This is a genomic window from Nocardia bhagyanarayanae (genome assembly GCF_006716565.1).
Taxonomy (GTDB): domain Bacteria; phylum Actinomycetota; class Actinomycetes; order Mycobacteriales; family Mycobacteriaceae; genus Nocardia; species Nocardia bhagyanarayanae.
Genome location: NZ_VFPG01000001.1, coordinates 2,256,784 through 2,273,776 on the forward strand (window position 1 = coordinate 2,256,784; position 16,993 = coordinate 2,273,776).

Consider the following 16,993-nt stretch of genomic DNA (forward strand, 5'->3'; position numbering starts at 1 on the left):
TAGCCAGTGCTGTGCTCGAAAGTCCGGTCCCTGCGCCCGTTTCGATGGCCCGGATGCCGAACGTCGCTGCGGTGGGCTGTGTGCGGACGTAGGTTGAGCATCCGCTGGCTTCGGCGTGGGCAGATATTCGTGGCCGATCCGTGCCTCACTGGCCAGCGTGCGGCCCGGTGGTACGAACCGCTGCTCGACGGCGGAACCCCTGCGCCTACGGCGCGGCGGTGAACAACTCGTAGCTGTGCCCATCCGGCGCGAGCACGTACACCCCGCGTCCACCCGCCAGCCGATTGATCTCGCGATCCCACCCTTGCTCGGGCCCGGATCCGTATCGCACGTCGGCCCACCGCTCGAGCCGCGCGAGCACCGCGTCGAACCGGTCGTCATCGACCAGGAACCCGTAGTGCTCCGGCGTCACCGGCCCGCGGTCGTCGAAATCTAACGTGAGGTCGGCATTCACCCGCACGGGCAGGAAAGGTCCTGTCGGTGCACCCACCGTCAATCCCATGAGTTCGGCGAAGAACGTCGCCGCGGCGTTCTTGTCGGCGGCGCGGACGATCGTGTGATTCAGGACTATGGACATCGCAACCTCCACAATCGAATGCGATACGCATACATATTACATGTGATTCGCATGCAATGACCGGCGTGCGACTACCCTGAACCTCATGAACAGGACCTCCACCCCGGACACCGCCATCGATGGCGGACCCGCACTGTTCCAGGTGGTCCGGTTCTGGTCCCGGCGGTGGATCAACCGCAGCTCGGCCCGCCTTCCCGAGGAACTGCGGAATGTGCAGCACATCCAGGTCGTTGAGGCCGTGGCCACGGCGACCGAGCAGGACGGCGAACCCACCGTCACCGCTGTCGCGCACCAACTCGGCCTCGATCAGTCCGGCGCCAGTCGCATGGTGCGCGACGCGACCGCGGCGGGGTTCATCGCCCGATCGGAATCCGAGGTCGACCGCCGCCGCACCGCGCTGCGTCTCACCGCACGCGGCGAACGCCTGCTCGCCGACGCCCGCGAATGGCAGCGGACCGTCTTCGCCGAGCTCACCGCCGACTGGCCCGCCGACGACCGCCGCCGCTTCGCCGGCTACCTCCAGCGCCTCAGCGCCGAACTGCGCGACTGAGCCGGGTTTGTTAGATCACACCCAATTGTCTTGACGCTCTTCTGAAGCCGCCCGTCGGCCGGTAAGTTGTCGGCGGACAAACCGGACAAAGTGAACCGGACGGCGCGACAGGAAGCACAGGATGAGGATCAGCAGAATCACCGCGACGGCGTTGCTGGCACTGGCGGCCACCGGTCTCTCGTCGGGCGTCGTGCACGCCGAGCCCACGGAACCGCCCGCGCAGACCGCACCGGCCGCGGCGGCGCTGAACCTCAGCGGCGCCTTCCACGAGATCGACTACCGCGTCGCCGTCGCCGAGGACCGCCGCTCCACCGTGACCACGCTGGAAGAGGGCACCTTCGGTCTCGTGGACGACGACCGTATCGTCACCATCGCCGATCGGGCGGGCCAGATCGTCGCCGCCCTGCCGATGACCCTGCACATCGAGGGCCACCGCGTCGATCTCACGCCGACCGTGGACGAGGCGGGCACCCGGCTGACCCTCGCGCCCGCCGCGATGTCGGAAACCCCGGTGCGCGAGATCGGTTCGCAGGAGCGCTTCTTCGCCGAGGCGGAGAAGGCGATGCCGCAGATCCTCGCGGGCGCCGCCATCGGCGCGGGCATCGGCTTCCTGGTCGGATTCCCACTGGGCCTGTTCGTTCTCGACTTCATCACGGTCCCGATCACCACCGTCGTCGGCGGCGTGATCGGCGCGTTCGCCGGGCTCTACCACGCGGGCGGTCAGCCCGCCATCGACGCGGCCCAGGCGTACCTCACCGGCCAGCCCTGAGTGACGCCTCGTTCGAGGGCGCAGGGGTGAGCTCCTGCGTCCCGACGACCCGCAGCAGTTCCATCTTCTCGGCGGCGTCGGTCCCCGGCCGCGGCGAGTAGACCAGCAGTCGCTGTGCCGCTCCAGCCCGCGGCTCGACGTCGACGAACTGGCGAGCATCGAAGCGGCGGTCCCGGCCGAGGGGGTCGTCGGGGAGCGGTACGCGGTGGCGCAGATGGCGCTGCTGGACAGCTAACGCTGATACCTTCACGCCTACTTGGCAGCCGGACGCAGCCCGCCGGTAACCCGCGTATGGCCGGAGGTACGCAAAGCGCGCATGGCCGGAGCGAACGCGGAAGTACGCCTAGTTTCGCTTCGGCCTGATGACAGCGGTGAAAGCCGCTGCGGCAACCGGCTTTCCGGAGCCGTCGGCGATCTCGACCGGAACCTCGAGCTCCACCGCGACGCGCCCCGCGATGTCCGAGCGAAGGCGCTCGAGGGTCCCCGCGTCGAACTTCGAGGTGGCGTGGAAGGGGCCCGCGGAACCCTTGGCCCGCGCCAAATACTCGATGCGGCCGTCGCGGGCGACGATGAACGTCTCGCCCATCAGGTCGACGATGCCGGAGACGGCTGCCCCCATCGCGGCCGTCTCGGCCAGGCCGAACAGCACGGCGGCGTGCAGATCGCCGTTGTGGTTGAGGTGTTCGGCGCGCGGGGCGATGGCGACGACATTGCGGCCCGCGTCGAACTCCACGCCCTCGATGCCCGCGTACTGGATGAACCCCAGCTTCTGGAACCCGGCCATCACCAGATCACCCATGGTCGCGCTGTCCATCCGAACTCCCACCGAGCCGCCGTATTGAAACGTGTTCCAGTTTTACCCAGCCTGGCGACACTTGTCCACTCCGAGTGCGCATTCAAGGCGGCGCGGCCCGCGCGGGCTGCGAACGCGCCGACGCCGAGTGCGCGTGGCCGTCGGCGGCGAGCGCGATCCGAAGGGTGGCAGCCGCCGATCGAATTCGCGCACGGGTATTGACTCGGGAAAGCGGACGCACAATACTGAACCTGATGGTTCAGTATGACTTCCTCGACGCCTCGTTCGGGGCGCTGGCGGACCCCACCCGACGTGGGATCCTCGAGCGCCTCGGCCGCGGACCCGCGACCGTCAGCGAACTGGCCGAGCGTTTCGAGATGACCTTGACCGGCATCAAGAAGCACATCAGCCTGCTGGAGGACGCGGGAATGATCGTCACGGAGAAGCGGGGCCGGGTCAGGTATTGCCGACTCGGTGAGAACGTCTTCGACCGCGAAGTGGCGTGGCTGCAGGGTTATCGGCGGATGGTGGAAGCCCGGATGGACCGTCTCGGTGAATTCCTCGAACGAACGGAGCCAGACCAATGAGCACGACAACCCGCGACGCCGACATCACCACTCCCGTCGACCGGGAGATCCACGTCGAGCGGATCTTCGACGCCCCGCTGGACCGGGTGTGGGACGCCTACAGCCGGATCGAGCAGCTGGTCCAGTGGTGGGCGCGTGGCAATCGAATGGACGTGGAGCGCTGGGAATTCCGCAAGGGCGGCCACTACCGCTTCGTGGAGAACTCCGAGGACGGTTCGCACGGCTTCGAGGGGCGGTTCCGAGAGATCACCCCGAAGGAGCGGATCGTGCAGTCCTTCGAGTGGGACGGCATGCCCGCGCACGTCGCCATCGACGCCACCACCTTCGTCGATCTCGGCGACGGACGCACCAAGGTCGTCACCGTCAGCCAGTTCCACACGCCGGAAGAGCGCGACGGCATGCTGCAGTCGGGCATGTCCGAGGGGCTCAACGCCAGCTACCGGGTGCTGGACGAACTGCTCGCCAAGTCCGCCTGAGCCGAGACGCACGCGGCCCCCGCGATGGAGCGGGGGCCGCGTGGAAAGCGCCGGGATCGACTGTGCCTCAGGAACGATCCACGCCGATGCGCCGCTTGCGCGGCTTCAGGTGCAACGCGGGCATCGGCGGCGCGGGGATGCGCTGCTCGGGCGGGTGACCGGCGATGTCGGCGAATCGGTCGACGCGGCGGTTCTCCCAGTCCTCGCGAGCGGCCACGATCTCTTCGTGGCTGCGCCCCACGAAGTTCCACCACATCACCAGTTCCTCGCCGAACGGCTCGCCGCCGATCAGCGCGAGGTGCGCACCGGTGCCGCTGACCAGCCGCAGCTTGGTGCGGTCGGAACCGAGGTAGAGCAGCGGACCCGGCTTGACCTCGGTGTCGGCGGCGGTCACCTCGCCCTCGATCACCAGCAGCGCGTGCTCGAAGGCCGGGTCCAGCGGAATGGTGATCTCGGCGCCGGGATCGATCCGCACGTCGGCGCCGACGATCGGGGTGTAGGCCATGGCGGGCGATGTCAGTCCCGCGAACGAGCCGATGAGCACGATGGCGCGCATGCCATCGGCCTCGTAGACCGGCAGGTCCCGGTGCTGTTCGAAGTGCGGGTCGATGCCGGTGCGATGGCCGGGCAGCGCGATCCACAGCTGCAGGCCGTGGCCGGCGGGGGCTTCGGGGTCGCCGTACTCGGAATGCGCGATGCCGCGGCCGGAGGTCATCAGGTTCAGCTGGCCCGGATTGATCTCGACATCGGACCCGACCGAGTCCCGATGCCGGATGCGTCCCTCGAACGGCCAGGTCACCGTCTGCAGGCCGATGTGCGGGTGCGGTTCGATGTTCGGCGGCGCGCCGGTCTTGGTGACGGTCGGCGAGCCGAAATGGTCGAGGAAACACCACGCGCCGACCGTGGGCAGATCCCGTTGCGGGAGCACCCGTTCCACGAAAACGCCGCGCACGCCGCCCAACGGCACCTCGCGCGCCGGGTAGAGCTCGGCGACCGGGCCGGGGCCCGGCGCCGGTTCGCACACCGACTCCGCCGGATGCGGATCGAGATCGCTCACCGCTGGCCGCTCTTGGCGGTCATGTGCTGCTCGTACTCCGGGTGCTTCCCGACGTACGCCTTGATGAACGGGCAGTGCGCGGTGATGGTCCGGCCGCGCGCGACCACGTCGTCGAGCGCTTCCTTGGCGAGCTTGCTGCCGAGACCCTTGCCCTCGAAGGCCTTGTCGATCTCGGTGTGCACGAAATCGCTGTCGTTGCCGCGCTCGACGTATTCGGTGAAGCCCGCGAGCCCGCCGCCGTAGAAGATCTCGTAGCGGTTCTGCTCGGCATTGCGCGCGACCTTGATCTCCGCGAGATCTGTCATGGCTGCCTCCTCCTTCTGCGCCCGGACCGGGTGCTTGCTCATGATCGATACGCGGTTGAACGCGCCGATCGTGGTGGCCACCCAGACGATTACCGACATCTGGTCATCCGACAAATGCTCTCGTGCCAAAGCGTACTCACGCTCGAGTGTCGCTTCATCCGGCAGAAGCGCCGTGACCTCGGCGAGCGCGAGCGCCGCGCGGTCGAGCGCCGAGTACGGTCCGCCGCGCCGCCAGCCGGACAGGACCGCGATCTCCTGCTCGGTGGCGCCCGCCCGCAGCGCCGCCCGGTGGTGGACGTCCAGGCAGTGCGTGCAGCCGTTGAGCTGGGAAACGCGCACGTTGACCAGCTCGACGAGTCTGCGGTCGAGCCCGGCCGCCGCGGCCGCGGCCCTGACCTCTTTCGCCGTGGCGAGCAGGGCGCGGTAAGCGACGGGTGTTTGTTTGTCGACCCACACCCGGTTGTCGAGGTTCATAGTGTCGAATCGTAGTCGCAATTGGTTGACATGTCACCGTTCACTGCGAACGGCGACCGCCGCCCGGCCGTTTGCCGGGCCGGGCGACGATCGCGCGAAGTGTCCTACTCCCGTCCGGCGGAAGTGAAAGACATGTCCGCGTACCGGTTTCCGGCTACCTGCGCCGCGATCGGTTCGAGCGTCGCGAGCTCGTCGGCGGACAAGGTGAGCGCGGCGGCGGCCACGTTGTCGGCCAGGCGCTTGCGGCTGCGGGTGCCGGGAATCGGGATCACCGGCAGGCCGTGCGCGGCCGCCCTGCTGTGCACCCAGGCCAGCGCGACTTGCGCGGGCGTCACGCCGCGCGCCTCGGCGATGGCGCGCACCGGCGTGAGCAGTTCGGCGTTGCGGGCCGCGTTGTCGCCGGTGAAGCGCGGCATCGCCCTGCGGAAGTCGTTCGCGTCGGCCAATTCGCCCGCCGCCTTGAACGACCCGGTGAGGAAGCCGCGGCCGAGCGGCGAATACGGGACGAAGGCGACGCCGAGTTCGGCGGCAGCGGGCACCGCGGTGTTCTCCACGTCCCTGGAGAACAGCGACCACTCCGACTGCACCGCGGCGATCGGGTGCACGGCGTGCGCCGCGCGCAGCTCCGCGCCGGTCACCTCGGAGAGGCCGAGCGCGCGCACCTTGCCTGCCGCGACGAGCTCGGCGAGGACGCCCACCGTGTCCTCGATCGGCACCCGCACATCGCGGCGGTGCATGTAGTAGAGGTCGATGACCTCGATGCCGAGCCTGCGCAGGCTCGCGTCGACGGCGGCGCGGATGTACTCGGGGGAGTTGTCGATGCCGCGGTAGGTGGGGTCGTCGGCCTTGCGGACGATGCCGAACTTGGTGGCGAGCACCACCCGATCGCGATTGGCCCGCACGAAATCGCCGAGGAATTCCTCGTTGTGCCCGGAGCCGTAGATGTCGGCCGTGTCGAACAGGGTGACACCGAGTTCCAGCGCCCGGTCCAGGGTGGCGCGCGACTCGGTGAGGTCGGACTCGCCGTAGAACTCGCTCATCCCCATGCAACCCAGGCCCTGCGTCCCCACCTCGATGCCGCCCGCGCCGAGCGCGGTGGTGGGGAGCGTGTCGGTGGTGGTCATGCCTTGATCCCTTCGCTGTGGTCCGTCGTACGCGCGGCCGGCCGGACGGCGGATCTGCCCTCGTAGATGGCGATCTTGTAGTCCAGCACGGCCACGGTCTGTTGCAGTTCGGCGATCTTGGCGAGTACTTCGGCGCGCGTCTCACGGAACATCGCGAGCCGCTCGGGGAAGGTGGAGTCCCCGGCACGCACCAGCTCCGCGTAGCGGAGCATGTCGGCGACCGACATGCCGGTCGTGCGGAGCTTGCCGATCAGGTCGAGCCACTCCAGGTCCCGATCGCTGAACCGGCGCTTGCCCGTGTGGTCGCGGCCGATGTAGTCCATCAACCCGATCCGCTCGTACCAACGCAACGTGTCGCGGCTCAGGCCCGATCGCTCGGCGGCCTCGCCGATCGAGTACTTCGGCCGTTCCCGCTCGCTGTCACCGACGCTACGTGCCGCTACGCTCACTGCTCTCGCCCCTTTCGTCGAACCCGAACGACGCTAATCACCTGGAGTGCACTCCAAGCAACACCGATTCTGCCGACAGCCCGCGGCGTTCGGCACGACGTGTGAGAAGGGGATCAGTTGTACTTCGGCAGTTCCTGGACGGCCCACTTGTTGCCGTCGGGATCGCTGAAGAAGGTGAACAGGCCCCAGCCGAGGTCCTGAACCGGGGTGGCGTCCACACCCGCCTCGACCAGCTGCTGATAGGCCTTCTCGGCGCTGGCGACCACCATCTGCATGCCCTCGACGCTGCCGGGAGCGGCCTCGGTGATGCCGCGACCGATGCAGATCGAACAGCCAGAACCCGGCGGGGTCAGCTGCACGAAGCGGATGTCCTCGCTCGGCGAGTGGTCGTGGTCGGCGTTGAAGCCGATGCGGGTGTAGAAATCCTTGGCTCGGTCGACGTCGGTGACGGGAATCGCGACGAGTTCGATTTTCCAATCCATCGAGTCAGCATCCCACCGCCCACCGACATCTCGGCCGATATCGGCGGTACCGAGTCGGCGGGCCGAAACGGGCTTACCCTGGTGGCATGCCTGGAAAGGAAATCGACCGGATCCGGGCCCGCTCGGCCTGGGCCACGGTCAAGGAGAGTCCCGTGATCACCGCGATCGCGGTGGCGCCGTTCGTCGTCGCGCTAGGCGTCGTCTGGTGGCTGACAAACGGATTCGTCGCGTTCCTGCTACTGATCCTGCTCGGCGTCGGCGTCGTGGTGGGCGGCAAACTGCTGAAGTGACCGGCGGGAGCCCAGCGCCGGGATAGCTCAGCGGGGGATGTGGAAGCGCACGAGTTCGCCGGTGCCCGGGTCGATGTCGGCCCACGGGCGGTCGAATTCGAGCACGGCCAGCGCCGAGGTCGGGAACTTCCTGCTCAGCTCGACGGCTTGATTCGAATTGCGGTTGGCCGCGAGTTCCCATGCCGTCCATGGCATTCCGGGCGCGTGGCCGATCAGCAGCAGGGTCTCGACGTCGTCGTCGCTGAGCTGGATCAGTTCGATGAGGGTCCGCGGCGACGCCTCGTAGATGCCGCGCTCGTAGACGACCGGGGCGGTGATGCCGGTGGCGGCCAGTGTTTCGCGGGTCCGGACGGCGGTCGAGCAGCGCACCGCGTCGATCGGCGGCTGGGTCTCGCGCAGCCAGTCGCCCGCCAGCCCGGCCTCCCGCTGTCCGCGCGGCGCGAGCGGACGCTCGTGATCGCCGACGCCGTCCGGGTAACTGGACTTGCCGTGCCGCATCAGGATCAGAGTCCGAACCATGGCAATACCGTAAGCCTCCGCCTGTGACCGGGGTGTGATAGGCACGTAGGCAGTCCGAAGAGAGGCGTACGCCACTCTCGAGGCACACTGAAAGCGGCGTCACATATCGCTATCCGCTCGCTGTGACACCGCGGCCCACCGCAACCCAGGGTGGCACCAGCCCACGTACATTTTCGAGGATCTGCACAATATGGCCTACGTAATCACGCAGCGTTGTTGCAACGACGCCAGCTGCGTCTCCGAGTGCCCGGTCGACTGCATTCGTCCCACGCCGGACCAGCCGGAGTTCGCGACGACCGAAATGCTCTACATCGACCCGGACACCTGCATCGACTGCGGCGCCTGTGTGGACGCGTGCCCGGTCGAGGCCATCTACGCCGAGGACGATCTGCCTGCCTCGCTCGCGCGGTTCCGCGACATCAACGCGGCCTACTTCGAGCGGCACCCGCTCGAATCCAACTTCGACCCGATCGTGCCGCCGCAGCGGCCGCCCAAGGAACTCGGCACGCTACGCGTCGCCATCGTCGGCGCCGGGCCGGCGGCCTGCTACGCGGCCGACGAACTGTTGCGCCGCTGCGATGCCGAGGTCGAGATGTTCGATCGGCTGCCGACGCCGTGGGGTCTGGTGCGCGCGGGCGTCGCCCCCGACCACCCGGGAACCAAGACGGTCTCGGGCATGTTCGAGTCCGCGTTCCGCCGCGAGACCCTGCAGTACTACCTGAATGTGGAGGTGGGCACGCACATCTCGCACGAGGAGCTGCTCGGGCACCACCACGCGGTGATCTACGCGGTCGGCGCGGCCAGCGATCGCCACATGAACATTCCCGGCGAGGACCTGCCCGGCAGCCACTCGGCCACCGAGTTCGTCGCCTGGTACAACGGCCACCCCGACTACGCCGACCGGCAGTTCGACCTGTCCGGCGAGCGCGCCGTGATCGTCGGCAACGGCAACGTCGCGCTGGACGTGGCGCGGGTGCTCACCGTCGACCCCGACGAACTCGCCAAGACCGACATCGCCGACCACGCGCTGGATGCCTTGCGCCGCAGCAACATCCGTGAGGTCGTCGTGCTCGGCAGGCGCGGCCCGCTGCAAGCGGCCTACACCTCCCCGGAGTTCCTCGCGCTCGCCCACCTGAAGGGCGTCGACGTGATCGTCGACGAGGCCGAACTCGAGCTCGACCCGAGCAGCAGCGCGCTGCTGGACGACCCGGACGCCGAGCCCTCGTTGCAGCTGAAGTACACCCTGGCCAAGGAGTACGCCGCGGGCCGCCGCGACCCCGCCAACAAGCGGATCGTCTTCCGCTACTTGGCCTCACCGACCGCGGTCACCGGCGCCGAGCGCGTCGACGGCATCGAGTTCGTGCGCAACGAACTGGTCGAGGAGGGCGGCCAGCTGGTCGCCCGCGCGACCGACCAGACCGATCGACTGGACGCCTCGCTGGTGCTGCGCTCCATCGGCTACCGCGGTGAGCCGGTCGCGGGTCTGCCGTTCGACGAGCGCCGCGCCGTGGTGCCCAACGAGCACGGCCGGGTGCTCGGCGAGGACGGCGTCCCGCTGCCCGGCGTGTACGTCAGCGGCTGGATCAAGCGCGGCCCGCGCGGGGTCATCGGCTCGAACCGCGTCGACTCCGAGGAGACCGTCGAGCAGCTCGTCGCCGACTTCATCGCGGGCAAACTCGCTGTACCGCAGGGCGATCGAGGCGCGCTGAAGGCGCTGATCGCGCAGCGCCAAGCCGACCTCGTCGACCGCGCGGGCTGGAAGTCCATCGATCAGGCGGAGAAGGCGGCGGGCAAGGCCGCGGGCCGTCCGCGGGTCAAGTTCACCACTCGCGAGGACCTGCTCAAGGCCGCTCGCGGTTAGGCGTGCCCGGCCTCCGCTCCGGGCCATGCGCGGGGCCGAGGACGGACTTCGTCCGACTGCGCCCATCGGGCAGGTCGGAAGCGCCGGTCGGGTTCTGGTGGACCCGACCGGCTTTTCCGCGTTTCTCGAATCCGCGCTCAGCCGGGTAGCGGCATGATGCGCACGACGGTCGTGGTCGTCCCGCCGACCACGAACCACAGCCGCAGCACCGGCCTTCCGTTGCGGTCGCCCGGTTCGTAGCGGCTGCGCACGCTGATGTGCTGGCGCGCGAGCACCGGGGCGACGTACTCGATCACCGCGCGGTGCGGACCCGCGACCAGCTTCGGATAGTCCACCAGGAACTGCTCGACGGCCTGCCAATAGCAGGCGTTGTTCACGTGGTTGTACTGGTCGATGTCGGTGGCCCGCACCGGGAACGGTAGGTCGGTGTCCGATTCCGGGGGAGTCGAGTCGGTCAGATACGGCCGCCACCGCAGCCGGTGCTCGCTCGCGGTCCTCGCCAGGTAGGACAGGCCCTCGTCGCTGATCCGGGTCGGCCGGTTGGTCGACTCGTTGATGTTGATCCAGAAGCCCTCTGTCTCGATCAGCCCGCCGTTGTCGCTGGTGATCCGCACCCGCATGTTCGTCCACCTGGTCGACATGCTCGAACACCAGCGCAGCAGATGCACCTGGTCCGGCCAGACGATCGGGCGGATGACGTCGATGACCGTGCGGCGCACGATCCAACTCGGATCAGACCGATGCAGGAAGGTGTGATGCAGCTCTTCCCAGGCGATATCCTGCAGGTATCTGGCGACGGCGTCGAACCTCAATCGGTCGTACGGATCCACATCGCCAGCCCGTACCGGCCACGCCGAGGCATAGCCCATGCCCTCCTGGCTCAGCGGGGCGAGTGGCTGATCGAGTGACACTGGTGCTCCTCGCGCTGCACGTTGTGCCGCGTCTTCTTGCGGTGCTGTTGTGAGACGACTTTACGGGGCGTACGTCACACCCTCGCGTCGAGCCGCCTGTACTCATTGGTATGCGAACCGGTGCACCGCACCCGGAATCGTCTTCCGGCCGGGTGGCGCGGCGAATCGTCCGAGCCGCGAACCAGCCGGTGATCAGTAGCCGACGTACCCCTCTCCCCGGCTCATCGCGGCGATACCTGGAACGTTGCTGAGCGATCCGTAGCGCTCGATGGCGTAGCGCGTTCCGGCGATGATGTTGTCGACCGGGTTCCAGATGTCGTCGTGGCCGGGCAGCTTGTAGGAGTTGAACGTCGGGTCGATGGTCTGCATCAGGCCCTTCGACGGGATGCCCGCCGCGGCGTTGCTGTCCCAGAGGTTGATCGCGTGCGGGTTTCCGCCCGATTCCTTGTCGATGATCATCGAGATGATCGCGGCGTCGCTGTCGCTGATGTCGTACCCCTTGGCGCGCAGCGCCTGGATCGCTTCCTGGATCCACTTCGCCTTGTCGCCGGTCGGCATCGGCCCGGTCGGTGCGCTCGAGGACGACGGACTGCCCGAATACGACGAATCGGACGACGAGCCGGAGTAGCTGTTGTTGCCGCCGGACATCACGTAGTTCGGCTTGCTCGGGCTTTGCGTCGAGGGCGGGGCGGTGGCGGCCGGGGCGGTGGTGGTCGACGGTGGCGGGACGAGGTTGGTGTCGGCGAGGCCGTCGTAGGCCGACTGGAGTTTGGTGATCGCGGTGTCGACCTTGCGCTGCGCCTCGGTGGCCACGTTCTCGGCGGTCTGCAGCGCGGTGGTGATCTGGGTTTCCCAGTTCGCGGCGTCGGCGCGGATGCGAAGGCGCAGGTCGTCGGCCGCCTGGCCGGTGAGGTCGCGGAGCAGTTCGTCGGTGCGCGCGGTGGCGTCGACGGTTCCGTTGTCGTTCACCGTGAAGCCGGTGATCAGGCCCATGCCCGCGCCGGGGACCGGGCCCGCGCTCGCCGCCTGATCGCGCAGCCGCAGCACGTTGGACTTGGCTTCGTTCAGGTTGCCGACCTCGGCCTCGAAGGCGGTGGCGAGTTCGAGCAGGGCGGCGCTCACCGCGCCGGAGCGGCTCTTCTCGGTGTCCATCCGCTGGTTGGCGGCGTCGGCTGCCGCGCCGGACCACACCTTGTCGGTGCCGAGCCTGGCGGTGTCGTCGGAGCCCTTGCGCACCGCCGCGTCGAGTTGCTCGGAGAGCTTGCGGGCGTTCGCTCCCGCGGTGCCGACCTGGTCGGGCTGCCAGGCGGAGACGTTCGCGATGGTGAGCGTCATGGCAGCTCGAGTGCGATGGTGCGGAGGCGGGCCGCGAAGTCGTCCTCGGCGACCTCGTAGGCGCCCGCCGCGGTGCGGGTGCTCTGGGCGACCTTGTCCAGCCGGTCGGCGATGCGGTGCAGGCACTGGTTGGTCAGGTCGGTCGCGCGACCCGCGGAGTTGCCGAAGGGCGTGCCTTGCAGGGCCGAGACGGCGGGGTTGAACCCGTTGCCTATGTTGAGCCCGCGAATCAGCCCGGCTTCGGCGCCCAGATTGTTCGCGAACGTCTGTAGCGCTTGCGGATTCACCTGTAGCTGTGCCGCGGGCTGTGCTCCGTCTACCATGAGAAACCCCCTTCTCCCCGACCTGAAAGTCGCGGCCAGCATAGCGTTATGTTGGTCACGGTGTCATCGACGACGACCGATGTCGTCGAATCGGACAGAGAGGTCGGCACATGCGCGCAGCCCAGGTCAGCAAGCTGGAAGGACCGGAAGCGGTCGAGGTCGTCGAGATTCCCGAGCCCGCTTCGTATCCGGGCGGTGTGGTGATCGACGTGCACGCCGCGGGCGTCGCGTTTCCCGATGTGCTGATGACGCGCGGGCTGTACCAGATGAAGCCGGAACTGCCGTTCGTCGTCGGCGGCGAGGTCGCGGGCGTGGTGCGGGAAGCGCCCGCCGACGCGCACGTGCGGGCCGGTGACCGGGTGGTCGCGCTGACGCTGCTCGGCAACGCCATGGCCGAGGTCGCGGTGGCGCCCGCGCAGATGGTGTTCAAGCTGCCGGACAACATCTCCCTGGAAGCGGGCGCGGGCATCCTGTTCAACGATCTGACGGTGCACTTCTGCCTGCGCAACCGCGGCAGGCTGGCCGAAGGCGAGACCGTGCTCGTGCACGGCGCGGCGGGCGGCATCGGCACCTCGACGCTGCGCATGGCCGCGGCGCTCGGCGCGGGCCGGGTGATCGCGGTGGTGAGCACGCCGGAGAAGGCCGAGGTGGCCAAGGCCAACGGCGCCACCGACGTGGTACTCACCGACGGCTGGCTCGCCGCGGTGAAGGAGCTGACCGGCGGTCGCGGCGTCGACATCGTGCTCGACCCGGTGGGCGGCGACCGCTTCACCGACAGCATCCGTTCGCTGGCCTCGGCCGGTCGGCTGCTGGTCGTCGGCTTCACCGCGGGTGAGATCCCGACGGTGAAGGTGAACCGCCTGCTGCTCAAGAACGTCGAGGTGACCGGCGCGGCGTGGGGCGAATGGGTCATGACGCACCCGGGCTACCTGGCCGAACAGTGGGCCGAGGTGGAGCCGCTGCTGGCCTCCGGCAAGATCGCGCCGCCGCAGCCGGTGCTCTACCCGCTGGAACGCGCCGCCGAAGCCGTAGCCTCGCTGGACAACCGCACCGCCACCGGCAAGGTCGTCGTCACTCTGCGCTGATCGCCGCTTCGCGCCATGACGCTTTCCCACCGGGTATTGAACCGGACCTTGTTGCAGCGCCAGCACCTGCTGGAGCGATCGTCGCTGACGGTGGCGCAGATGTGCGATCACCTGGTCGGTTTGCAGGCCCAGGATGTGCCGCCGCCGTTCGTCGGATTGTGGAGCCGCCTCGCGGATTTCGATCCCGAGGTGGTCTCGGCGGGGCTGGAGGACCGTTCGCTGGTCCGAATCACTTTGATGCGCGGCACCATTCACCTGGTGACGCCGCCCGACGCGCTGCGCATCGCGCCGCACATCCAGCCGGAGTTGGAGAAGGTCCCGTTCCGCAAGGGTTTCAACTACGGCGCGATGGTCGGCTTGGATCCGGACGAGGTGCGAGCCCGCGGCGAGGAGGCGCTCGGCGACGAGCCGATGCCCGCCGCCGAGCTGCGGGCCCGCGCCGCCGAGTTCTATCCGGACCGCGATCCCGGCGCGGTGGTGCAGACCTGGCTGTATCAGCTGCCGGTCTTGCAGACGCCGCCGCGCGGCAAGTGGAAGGACAGCAGCCGTCCGGTGTGGTCGCGGGTGGAGCCGTGGCTGGGCGCGCCGCTCGATCCCGGCTACCCGCTCGCGGAACTGCTGGTCCGGTATCTGCGCGCGTTCGGTCCCGCGACGACCATGGACATGCAGGCTTGGTCCAAGCTGACCGGGTTGAAGAAGGCCGTCGATGCGCTCGGCGACCGGCTGCGCACCTACACCGACAAGCGCGGCCGCACCCTCTACGACCTCGCCGACTGCGAACTGGCCGACCCGGATCTGCCCGCGCCGGTCCGGCTGCTCGGCTGGTACGACAATGCCGTTCTCTCGCACCAGGATCGGAGCCGGATCGTGCCGAACGGCGCGCCACCGACCCTGCGCGCCTATGCGGCCGCGGTGTCTCCGGTGCTGATCGACGGTTTCGTCGCGGGTGTGTACAAGATCTTCCCGCAGTCCGGGGTCGCGCGGTTGCGGGTCAGCCCGAGCCGCGCGTGGTCGGCCGCCGAGCGAACCGAGGTCGAGGCGGAAGCGCTTGCGCTGCTTGCCTTCCTGGAGGACGACAAACGGCCGAGCGTGGAGATTCTCGAGGTCGGCGCGGATCTGCGGCCGTAAGTCAGCGCTCGTGGGAGTCGCGGTAGGCGGGGGCCTTGCTGCTTCCGGTCGGCGTCAGCGTGCGCAGCAGCGGCAGCGTCCGGCGCGGCACCACCGTCGACAGCACGATGACGCTGTGCGATCGGTCCACCGAACTGGTCCGGTCGATGCTGAGCAGCACCGATTGCAGCCCGGCGTGCGAGTCGGCGCCGATGCGGCACAGCACATCACCCGATCCGGTCGTCGCGTACGCCTCCAGCACGCCGGGGATGGCGTCGAGTTCGGCGGCGACCGTGTCGAGCGCGCCCTGGGCGATCTCCAGCGTGACGAAGGCCTGCACGTCGAAACCCGCTGCGGTGACGTCGATCTGCGGGTCGTAGGAGGCGATCACGCCCGCCTCCTCCATCCGCCCGATGCGCGACTGCACCGTGGCCCGCGCCACCCGGGTGCGCCGGGACAGCTCCAGGATTCCGGCCTTCTGGTGCTCGTGCATCGCGGTCAGGATGGCGAGGTCGAGTTCGTCCAGCTTCGCCGGGGTGCGTGACATGGCGACCTCCTGTGGGGGCGCGGGCGGGGCAGCGTGGCTCACCGATTCGTACTATTCAAATTGTCCAGCATTCCGCAGGGTCTGCTAGCCGAATCCGCCACTGTGTCTACAGAAATTCCGAGCGGTTGCCTACCGCTCGGCGGCGGAGATTTCCTTGATCCATGACCATCGAGCACCTGCCGACCGACGGCGAGCTGCGCGGGCTCGTCGGACTCGTCGACCACGACGACAGCGTCGACCCCTTTCCCGTCATCGGCTGGGACGCCCTGGTCTGGGTGGTCGGCAACGCGACACAGACCGCGCACTTCCTGCAATCGGCGTTCGGGATGCGGCTGGAGGCGTACTCCGGACCCGAGACCGGCAACCGCGACCACAAGGCGTTCGTGCTGCGCAGCGGCGCGGCGCGGTTCGTCGTCACCGGGGCGGTGCATCCGGACAGCCCGCTGATCGCCCATCACCAGCGGCACGGCGACGGCATCGTCGACATCGCGCTCGAGGTGCCCGACGTGGACCGCTGCATCGAGTGGGCCCGCACGCACGGCGCGACCGTCCTCGTCGAACCGCACGACGAGACCGACGAGAACGGCACCATCCGCACCGCGGCGCTGGCCACCTACGGGGACACCAGGCACACCCTCGTCGACCGTTCCAACTATTACGGTCCGTATCGACCGGGCTATGTGGCGCGTCGCTCCGGCTACCAGCCGCACGCGGGCGCACCGACCCGGCTGTTCCAGGCGATCGACCACGTCGTCGGCAACGTGGAACTCGGCATGATGGATCGCTGGGTCGAGTTCTACCGGCGCGTCATGGGTTTCACGAACATGGCCGAGTTCGTCGGCGACGACATCGCCACCGAGTACTCGGCGCTGATGAGCAAGGTCGTGGCGAACGGAAACCACCGGGTGAAGTTCCCGCTCAACGAGCCCGCCGTCGGCAAGAAGCGCTCCCAGATCGACGAGTACCTGGACTTCTACCGGGGGCCGGGCGTCCAGCACATCGCACTGGCCACCAGCGACATCCTGACCTGCGTCGACAACCTGCGCCGGGCGGGCGTCGAATTCCTCGAGACCCCCGACACCTACTACGAGGACCCGGAACTTCGCGCCCGCATCGGACGGGTGCGCGTGCCGGTCGCCGAATTGCAGCGCCGCGGCATCCTGGTCGACCGCGACGAGGACGGCTACCTCCTCCAGATCTTCACCAGGCCCTTGGCCGATCGCCCCACCGTCTTCTTCGAACTGATCGAGCGCCACGGCTCCCTCGGCTTCGGCAAGGGCAACTTCAAGGCCCTGTTCCAGGCGATCGAACGCGAGCAGGCCGCCCGCGGGAATCTTTGACCCGGAGGTCGCGCCCGCCGAACAAGTAGAGT

22 protein-coding genes and 1 pseudogene are annotated in these 16,993 nt (G+C 68.6%); 9 read left to right on the forward strand and 14 right to left on the reverse strand.

Going from position 1 to position 16,993, the window contains the following annotated elements:
• Positions 1–205: 205 nt before the first annotated feature.
• Positions 206–577: a VOC family protein gene (locus FB390_RS09590; protein WP_141808643.1), complete on the reverse strand. Its 372-nt coding sequence runs from the start codon at positions 575–577 to the stop codon at positions 206–208.
• An 85-nt stretch (positions 578–662) separates the two neighbouring features.
• Between FB390_RS09590 and FB390_RS09595 the strand changes: the two genes are divergently transcribed.
• On the forward strand, positions 663–1,127 hold the full coding sequence (locus FB390_RS09595) for a MarR family winged helix-turn-helix transcriptional regulator (RefSeq protein WP_185756983.1): 465 nt from the start codon (positions 663–665) through the stop codon (positions 1,125–1,127).
• A gap of 121 nt (positions 1,128–1,248) precedes the next feature.
• Positions 1,249–1,896: a DUF8020 domain-containing protein gene (locus FB390_RS09600; protein ID WP_141808644.1), complete on the forward strand. Its 648-nt coding sequence runs from the start codon at positions 1,249–1,251 to the stop codon at positions 1,894–1,896.
• Here the strand turns inward: FB390_RS09600 and FB390_RS09605 are convergent.
• Complete coding sequence (locus FB390_RS09605) at positions 1,880–2,146, reverse strand: hypothetical protein (protein WP_141808645.1); 267 nt, start codon at positions 2,144–2,146, stop codon at positions 1,880–1,882. The two genes, FB390_RS09600 and FB390_RS09605, sit on opposite strands and share 17 nt — an antisense overlap.
• A gap of 93 nt (positions 2,147–2,239) precedes the next feature.
• Positions 2,240–2,710 (reverse strand): PaaI family thioesterase, encoded by a 471-nt coding sequence (locus FB390_RS09610; RefSeq protein WP_141808646.1) that lies wholly within the window; start codon positions 2,708–2,710, stop codon positions 2,240–2,242.
• Between the two features lie 233 nt (positions 2,711–2,943).
• On the opposite strand from FB390_RS09610, the gene FB390_RS09615 reads away from it, so the two are divergent.
• Together FB390_RS09615 and FB390_RS09620 are read left to right on the forward strand one after the other, a co-directional pair.
• Positions 2,944–3,276 carry an ArsR/SmtB family transcription factor gene (locus tag FB390_RS09615; RefSeq protein WP_141808647.1) on the forward strand — a complete coding sequence of 111 codons (333 nt, stop codon included), beginning with the start codon at positions 2,944–2,946 and terminating at the stop codon, positions 3,274–3,276.
• Positions 3,273–3,752 carry an SRPBCC family protein gene (locus tag FB390_RS09620; protein WP_141808648.1) on the forward strand — a complete coding sequence of 160 codons (480 nt, stop codon included), beginning with the start codon at positions 3,273–3,275 and terminating at the stop codon, positions 3,750–3,752. Before FB390_RS09615 ends, FB390_RS09620 begins: the two co-directional genes overlap by 4 nt.
• Positions 3,753–3,819: 67 nt before the next feature.
• Here the strand turns inward: FB390_RS09620 and FB390_RS09625 are convergent, their stop codons facing one another.
• From FB390_RS09625 to FB390_RS09645, 6 genes and pseudogenes are all read right to left on the reverse strand, one after another.
• Positions 3,820–4,809: a pirin family protein gene (locus tag FB390_RS09625; protein WP_141808649.1), complete on the reverse strand. Its 990-nt coding sequence runs from the start codon at positions 4,807–4,809 to the stop codon at positions 3,820–3,822.
• Positions 4,806–5,156 (reverse strand): GNAT family N-acetyltransferase, encoded by a 351-nt coding sequence (locus tag FB390_RS34715; RefSeq protein ID WP_342780441.1) that lies wholly within the window; start codon positions 5,154–5,156, stop codon positions 4,806–4,808. The genes FB390_RS09625 and FB390_RS34715 overlap by 4 nt, the downstream gene beginning before the upstream one ends.
• Positions 5,136–5,588 (reverse strand): annotated as a pseudogene (locus FB390_RS34720) (carboxymuconolactone decarboxylase family protein); the annotation flags it as partial. The pseudogene FB390_RS34720 and the gene FB390_RS34715, both read right to left, overlap by 21 nt.
• Positions 5,589–5,692: 104 nt before the next feature.
• Complete coding sequence (locus FB390_RS09635; protein WP_141808651.1) at positions 5,693–6,712, reverse strand: aldo/keto reductase; 1,020 nt, start codon at positions 6,710–6,712, stop codon at positions 5,693–5,695.
• On the reverse strand, positions 6,709–7,161 hold the full coding sequence (locus tag FB390_RS09640) for a MerR family transcriptional regulator (RefSeq protein WP_141808652.1): 453 nt from the start codon (positions 7,159–7,161) through the stop codon (positions 6,709–6,711). The genes FB390_RS09635 and FB390_RS09640 overlap by 4 nt, the downstream gene beginning before the upstream one ends.
• A 113-nt stretch (positions 7,162–7,274) precedes the next feature.
• A complete protein-coding gene (locus tag FB390_RS09645) occupies positions 7,275–7,643 on the reverse strand; it encodes a VOC family protein (RefSeq protein ID WP_141808653.1) in 369 nt (122 codons plus the stop codon).
• 86 nt (positions 7,644–7,729) lie between these two features.
• Here FB390_RS09645 and FB390_RS09650 point away from each other — a divergent pair, with 86 nt between their 5' ends.
• The gene (locus tag FB390_RS09650; protein WP_067784009.1) at positions 7,730–7,933 is read left to right on the forward strand and encodes a hypothetical protein; all 204 of its coding nucleotides are present in this window, start codon (positions 7,730–7,732) and stop codon (positions 7,931–7,933) included.
• Between the two features lie 27 nt (positions 7,934–7,960).
• On the opposite strand, the gene FB390_RS09655 is transcribed toward FB390_RS09650, so the two are convergent.
• Complete coding sequence (locus FB390_RS09655; RefSeq protein WP_141808654.1) at positions 7,961–8,452, reverse strand: SixA phosphatase family protein; 492 nt, start codon at positions 8,450–8,452, stop codon at positions 7,961–7,963.
• A 190-nt stretch (positions 8,453–8,642) separates the two neighbouring features.
• Here FB390_RS09655 and FB390_RS09660 point away from each other — a divergent pair, with 190 nt between their 5' ends.
• Complete coding sequence (locus FB390_RS09660; RefSeq protein WP_141808655.1) at positions 8,643–10,313, forward strand: FAD-dependent oxidoreductase; 1,671 nt, start codon at positions 8,643–8,645, stop codon at positions 10,311–10,313.
• 137 nt (positions 10,314–10,450) lie between these two features.
• On the opposite strand, the gene FB390_RS09665 is transcribed toward FB390_RS09660, so the two are convergent.
• The 3 genes from FB390_RS09665 to FB390_RS09675 form a co-directional block, all read right to left on the reverse strand.
• Positions 10,451–11,224 (reverse strand): acyl-[acyl-carrier-protein] thioesterase, encoded by a 774-nt coding sequence (locus FB390_RS09665; RefSeq protein WP_185756984.1) that lies wholly within the window; start codon positions 11,222–11,224, stop codon positions 10,451–10,453.
• Between the two features lie 192 nt (positions 11,225–11,416).
• The gene (locus tag FB390_RS09670) at positions 11,417–12,559 is read right to left on the reverse strand and encodes a transglycosylase SLT domain-containing protein (RefSeq protein WP_141808656.1); all 1,143 of its coding nucleotides are present in this window, start codon (positions 12,557–12,559) and stop codon (positions 11,417–11,419) included.
• A complete protein-coding gene (locus FB390_RS09675) occupies positions 12,556–12,882 on the reverse strand; it encodes a type VII secretion target (RefSeq protein ID WP_141808657.1) in 327 nt (108 codons plus the stop codon). The genes FB390_RS09670 and FB390_RS09675 overlap by 4 nt, the downstream gene beginning before the upstream one ends.
• 110 nt (positions 12,883–12,992) lie before the next feature.
• Here FB390_RS09675 and FB390_RS09680 point away from each other — a divergent pair, with 110 nt between their 5' ends.
• Together FB390_RS09680 and FB390_RS09685 are read left to right on the forward strand one after the other, a co-directional pair.
• Entirely contained in the window at positions 12,993–13,967 is a 975-nt protein-coding gene (locus FB390_RS09680; protein ID WP_141808658.1) for an NADPH:quinone oxidoreductase family protein, read from the forward strand.
• Between the two features lie 15 nt (positions 13,968–13,982).
• A complete protein-coding gene (locus tag FB390_RS09685; RefSeq protein WP_141808659.1) occupies positions 13,983–15,095 on the forward strand; it encodes a winged helix DNA-binding domain-containing protein in 1,113 nt (370 codons plus the stop codon).
• A 1-nt stretch (position 15,096) separates the two neighbouring features.
• On the opposite strand, the gene FB390_RS09690 is transcribed toward FB390_RS09685, so the two are convergent.
• Positions 15,097–15,621: an Lrp/AsnC family transcriptional regulator gene (locus FB390_RS09690; protein WP_141808660.1), complete on the reverse strand. Its 525-nt coding sequence runs from the start codon at positions 15,619–15,621 to the stop codon at positions 15,097–15,099.
• A 161-nt stretch (positions 15,622–15,782) separates the two neighbouring features.
• On the opposite strand from FB390_RS09690, the gene hppD reads away from it, so the two are divergent.
• Positions 15,783–16,961 (forward strand): 4-hydroxyphenylpyruvate dioxygenase, encoded by a 1,179-nt coding sequence (gene hppD / locus FB390_RS09695; RefSeq protein ID WP_141808661.1) that lies wholly within the window; start codon positions 15,783–15,785, stop codon positions 16,959–16,961.
• The last annotated feature ends 32 nt before the right edge of the window (positions 16,962–16,993 follow it).

Coding starts and splice junctions, on each gene's coding strand:
- FB390_RS09655 (WP_141808654.1), bottom strand. CDS start 8,452: ATGGTTCGGACTCTGATCCTGATGCGGCACGGCAAGTCCAGTTACCCG.
- FB390_RS09685 (WP_141808659.1), top strand. CDS start 13,983: ATGACGCTTTCCCACCGGGTATTGAACCGGACCTTGTTGCAGCGCCAG.
- FB390_RS09615 (WP_141808647.1), top strand. CDS start 2,944: ATGGTTCAGTATGACTTCCTCGACGCCTCGTTCGGGGCGCTGGCGGAC.
- FB390_RS09660 (WP_141808655.1), top strand. CDS start 8,643: ATGGCCTACGTAATCACGCAGCGTTGTTGCAACGACGCCAGCTGCGTC.
- FB390_RS09610 (WP_141808646.1), bottom strand. CDS start 2,710: ATGGACAGCGCGACCATGGGTGATCTGGTGATGGCCGGGTTCCAGAAG.
- FB390_RS09690 (WP_141808660.1), bottom strand. CDS start 15,621: ATGTCACGCACCCCGGCGAAGCTGGACGAACTCGACCTCGCCATCCTG.
- FB390_RS09675 (WP_141808657.1), bottom strand. CDS start 12,882: ATGGTAGACGGAGCACAGCCCGCGGCACAGCTACAGGTGAATCCGCAA.
- FB390_RS09645 (WP_141808653.1), bottom strand. CDS start 7,643: ATGGATTGGAAAATCGAACTCGTCGCGATTCCCGTCACCGACGTCGAC.
- FB390_RS09600 (WP_141808644.1), top strand. CDS start 1,249: ATGAGGATCAGCAGAATCACCGCGACGGCGTTGCTGGCACTGGCGGCC.
- FB390_RS34715 (WP_342780441.1), bottom strand. CDS start 5,156: ATGAGCAAGCACCCGGTCCGGGCGCAGAAGGAGGAGGCAGCCATGACA.
- hppD (WP_141808661.1), top strand. CDS start 15,783: ATGACCATCGAGCACCTGCCGACCGACGGCGAGCTGCGCGGGCTCGTC.
- FB390_RS09680 (WP_141808658.1), top strand. CDS start 12,993: ATGCGCGCAGCCCAGGTCAGCAAGCTGGAAGGACCGGAAGCGGTCGAG.
- FB390_RS09635 (WP_141808651.1), bottom strand. CDS start 6,712: ATGACCACCACCGACACGCTCCCCACCACCGCGCTCGGCGCGGGCGGC.
- FB390_RS09620 (WP_141808648.1), top strand. CDS start 3,273: ATGAGCACGACAACCCGCGACGCCGACATCACCACTCCCGTCGACCGG.
- FB390_RS09670 (WP_141808656.1), bottom strand. CDS start 12,559: ATGACGCTCACCATCGCGAACGTCTCCGCCTGGCAGCCCGACCAGGTC.
- FB390_RS09595 (WP_185756983.1), top strand. CDS start 663: ATGAACAGGACCTCCACCCCGGACACCGCCATCGATGGCGGACCCGCA.
- FB390_RS09590 (WP_141808643.1), bottom strand. CDS start 577: ATGTCCATAGTCCTGAATCACACGATCGTCCGCGCCGCCGACAAGAAC.
- FB390_RS09650 (WP_067784009.1), top strand. CDS start 7,730: ATGCCTGGAAAGGAAATCGACCGGATCCGGGCCCGCTCGGCCTGGGCC.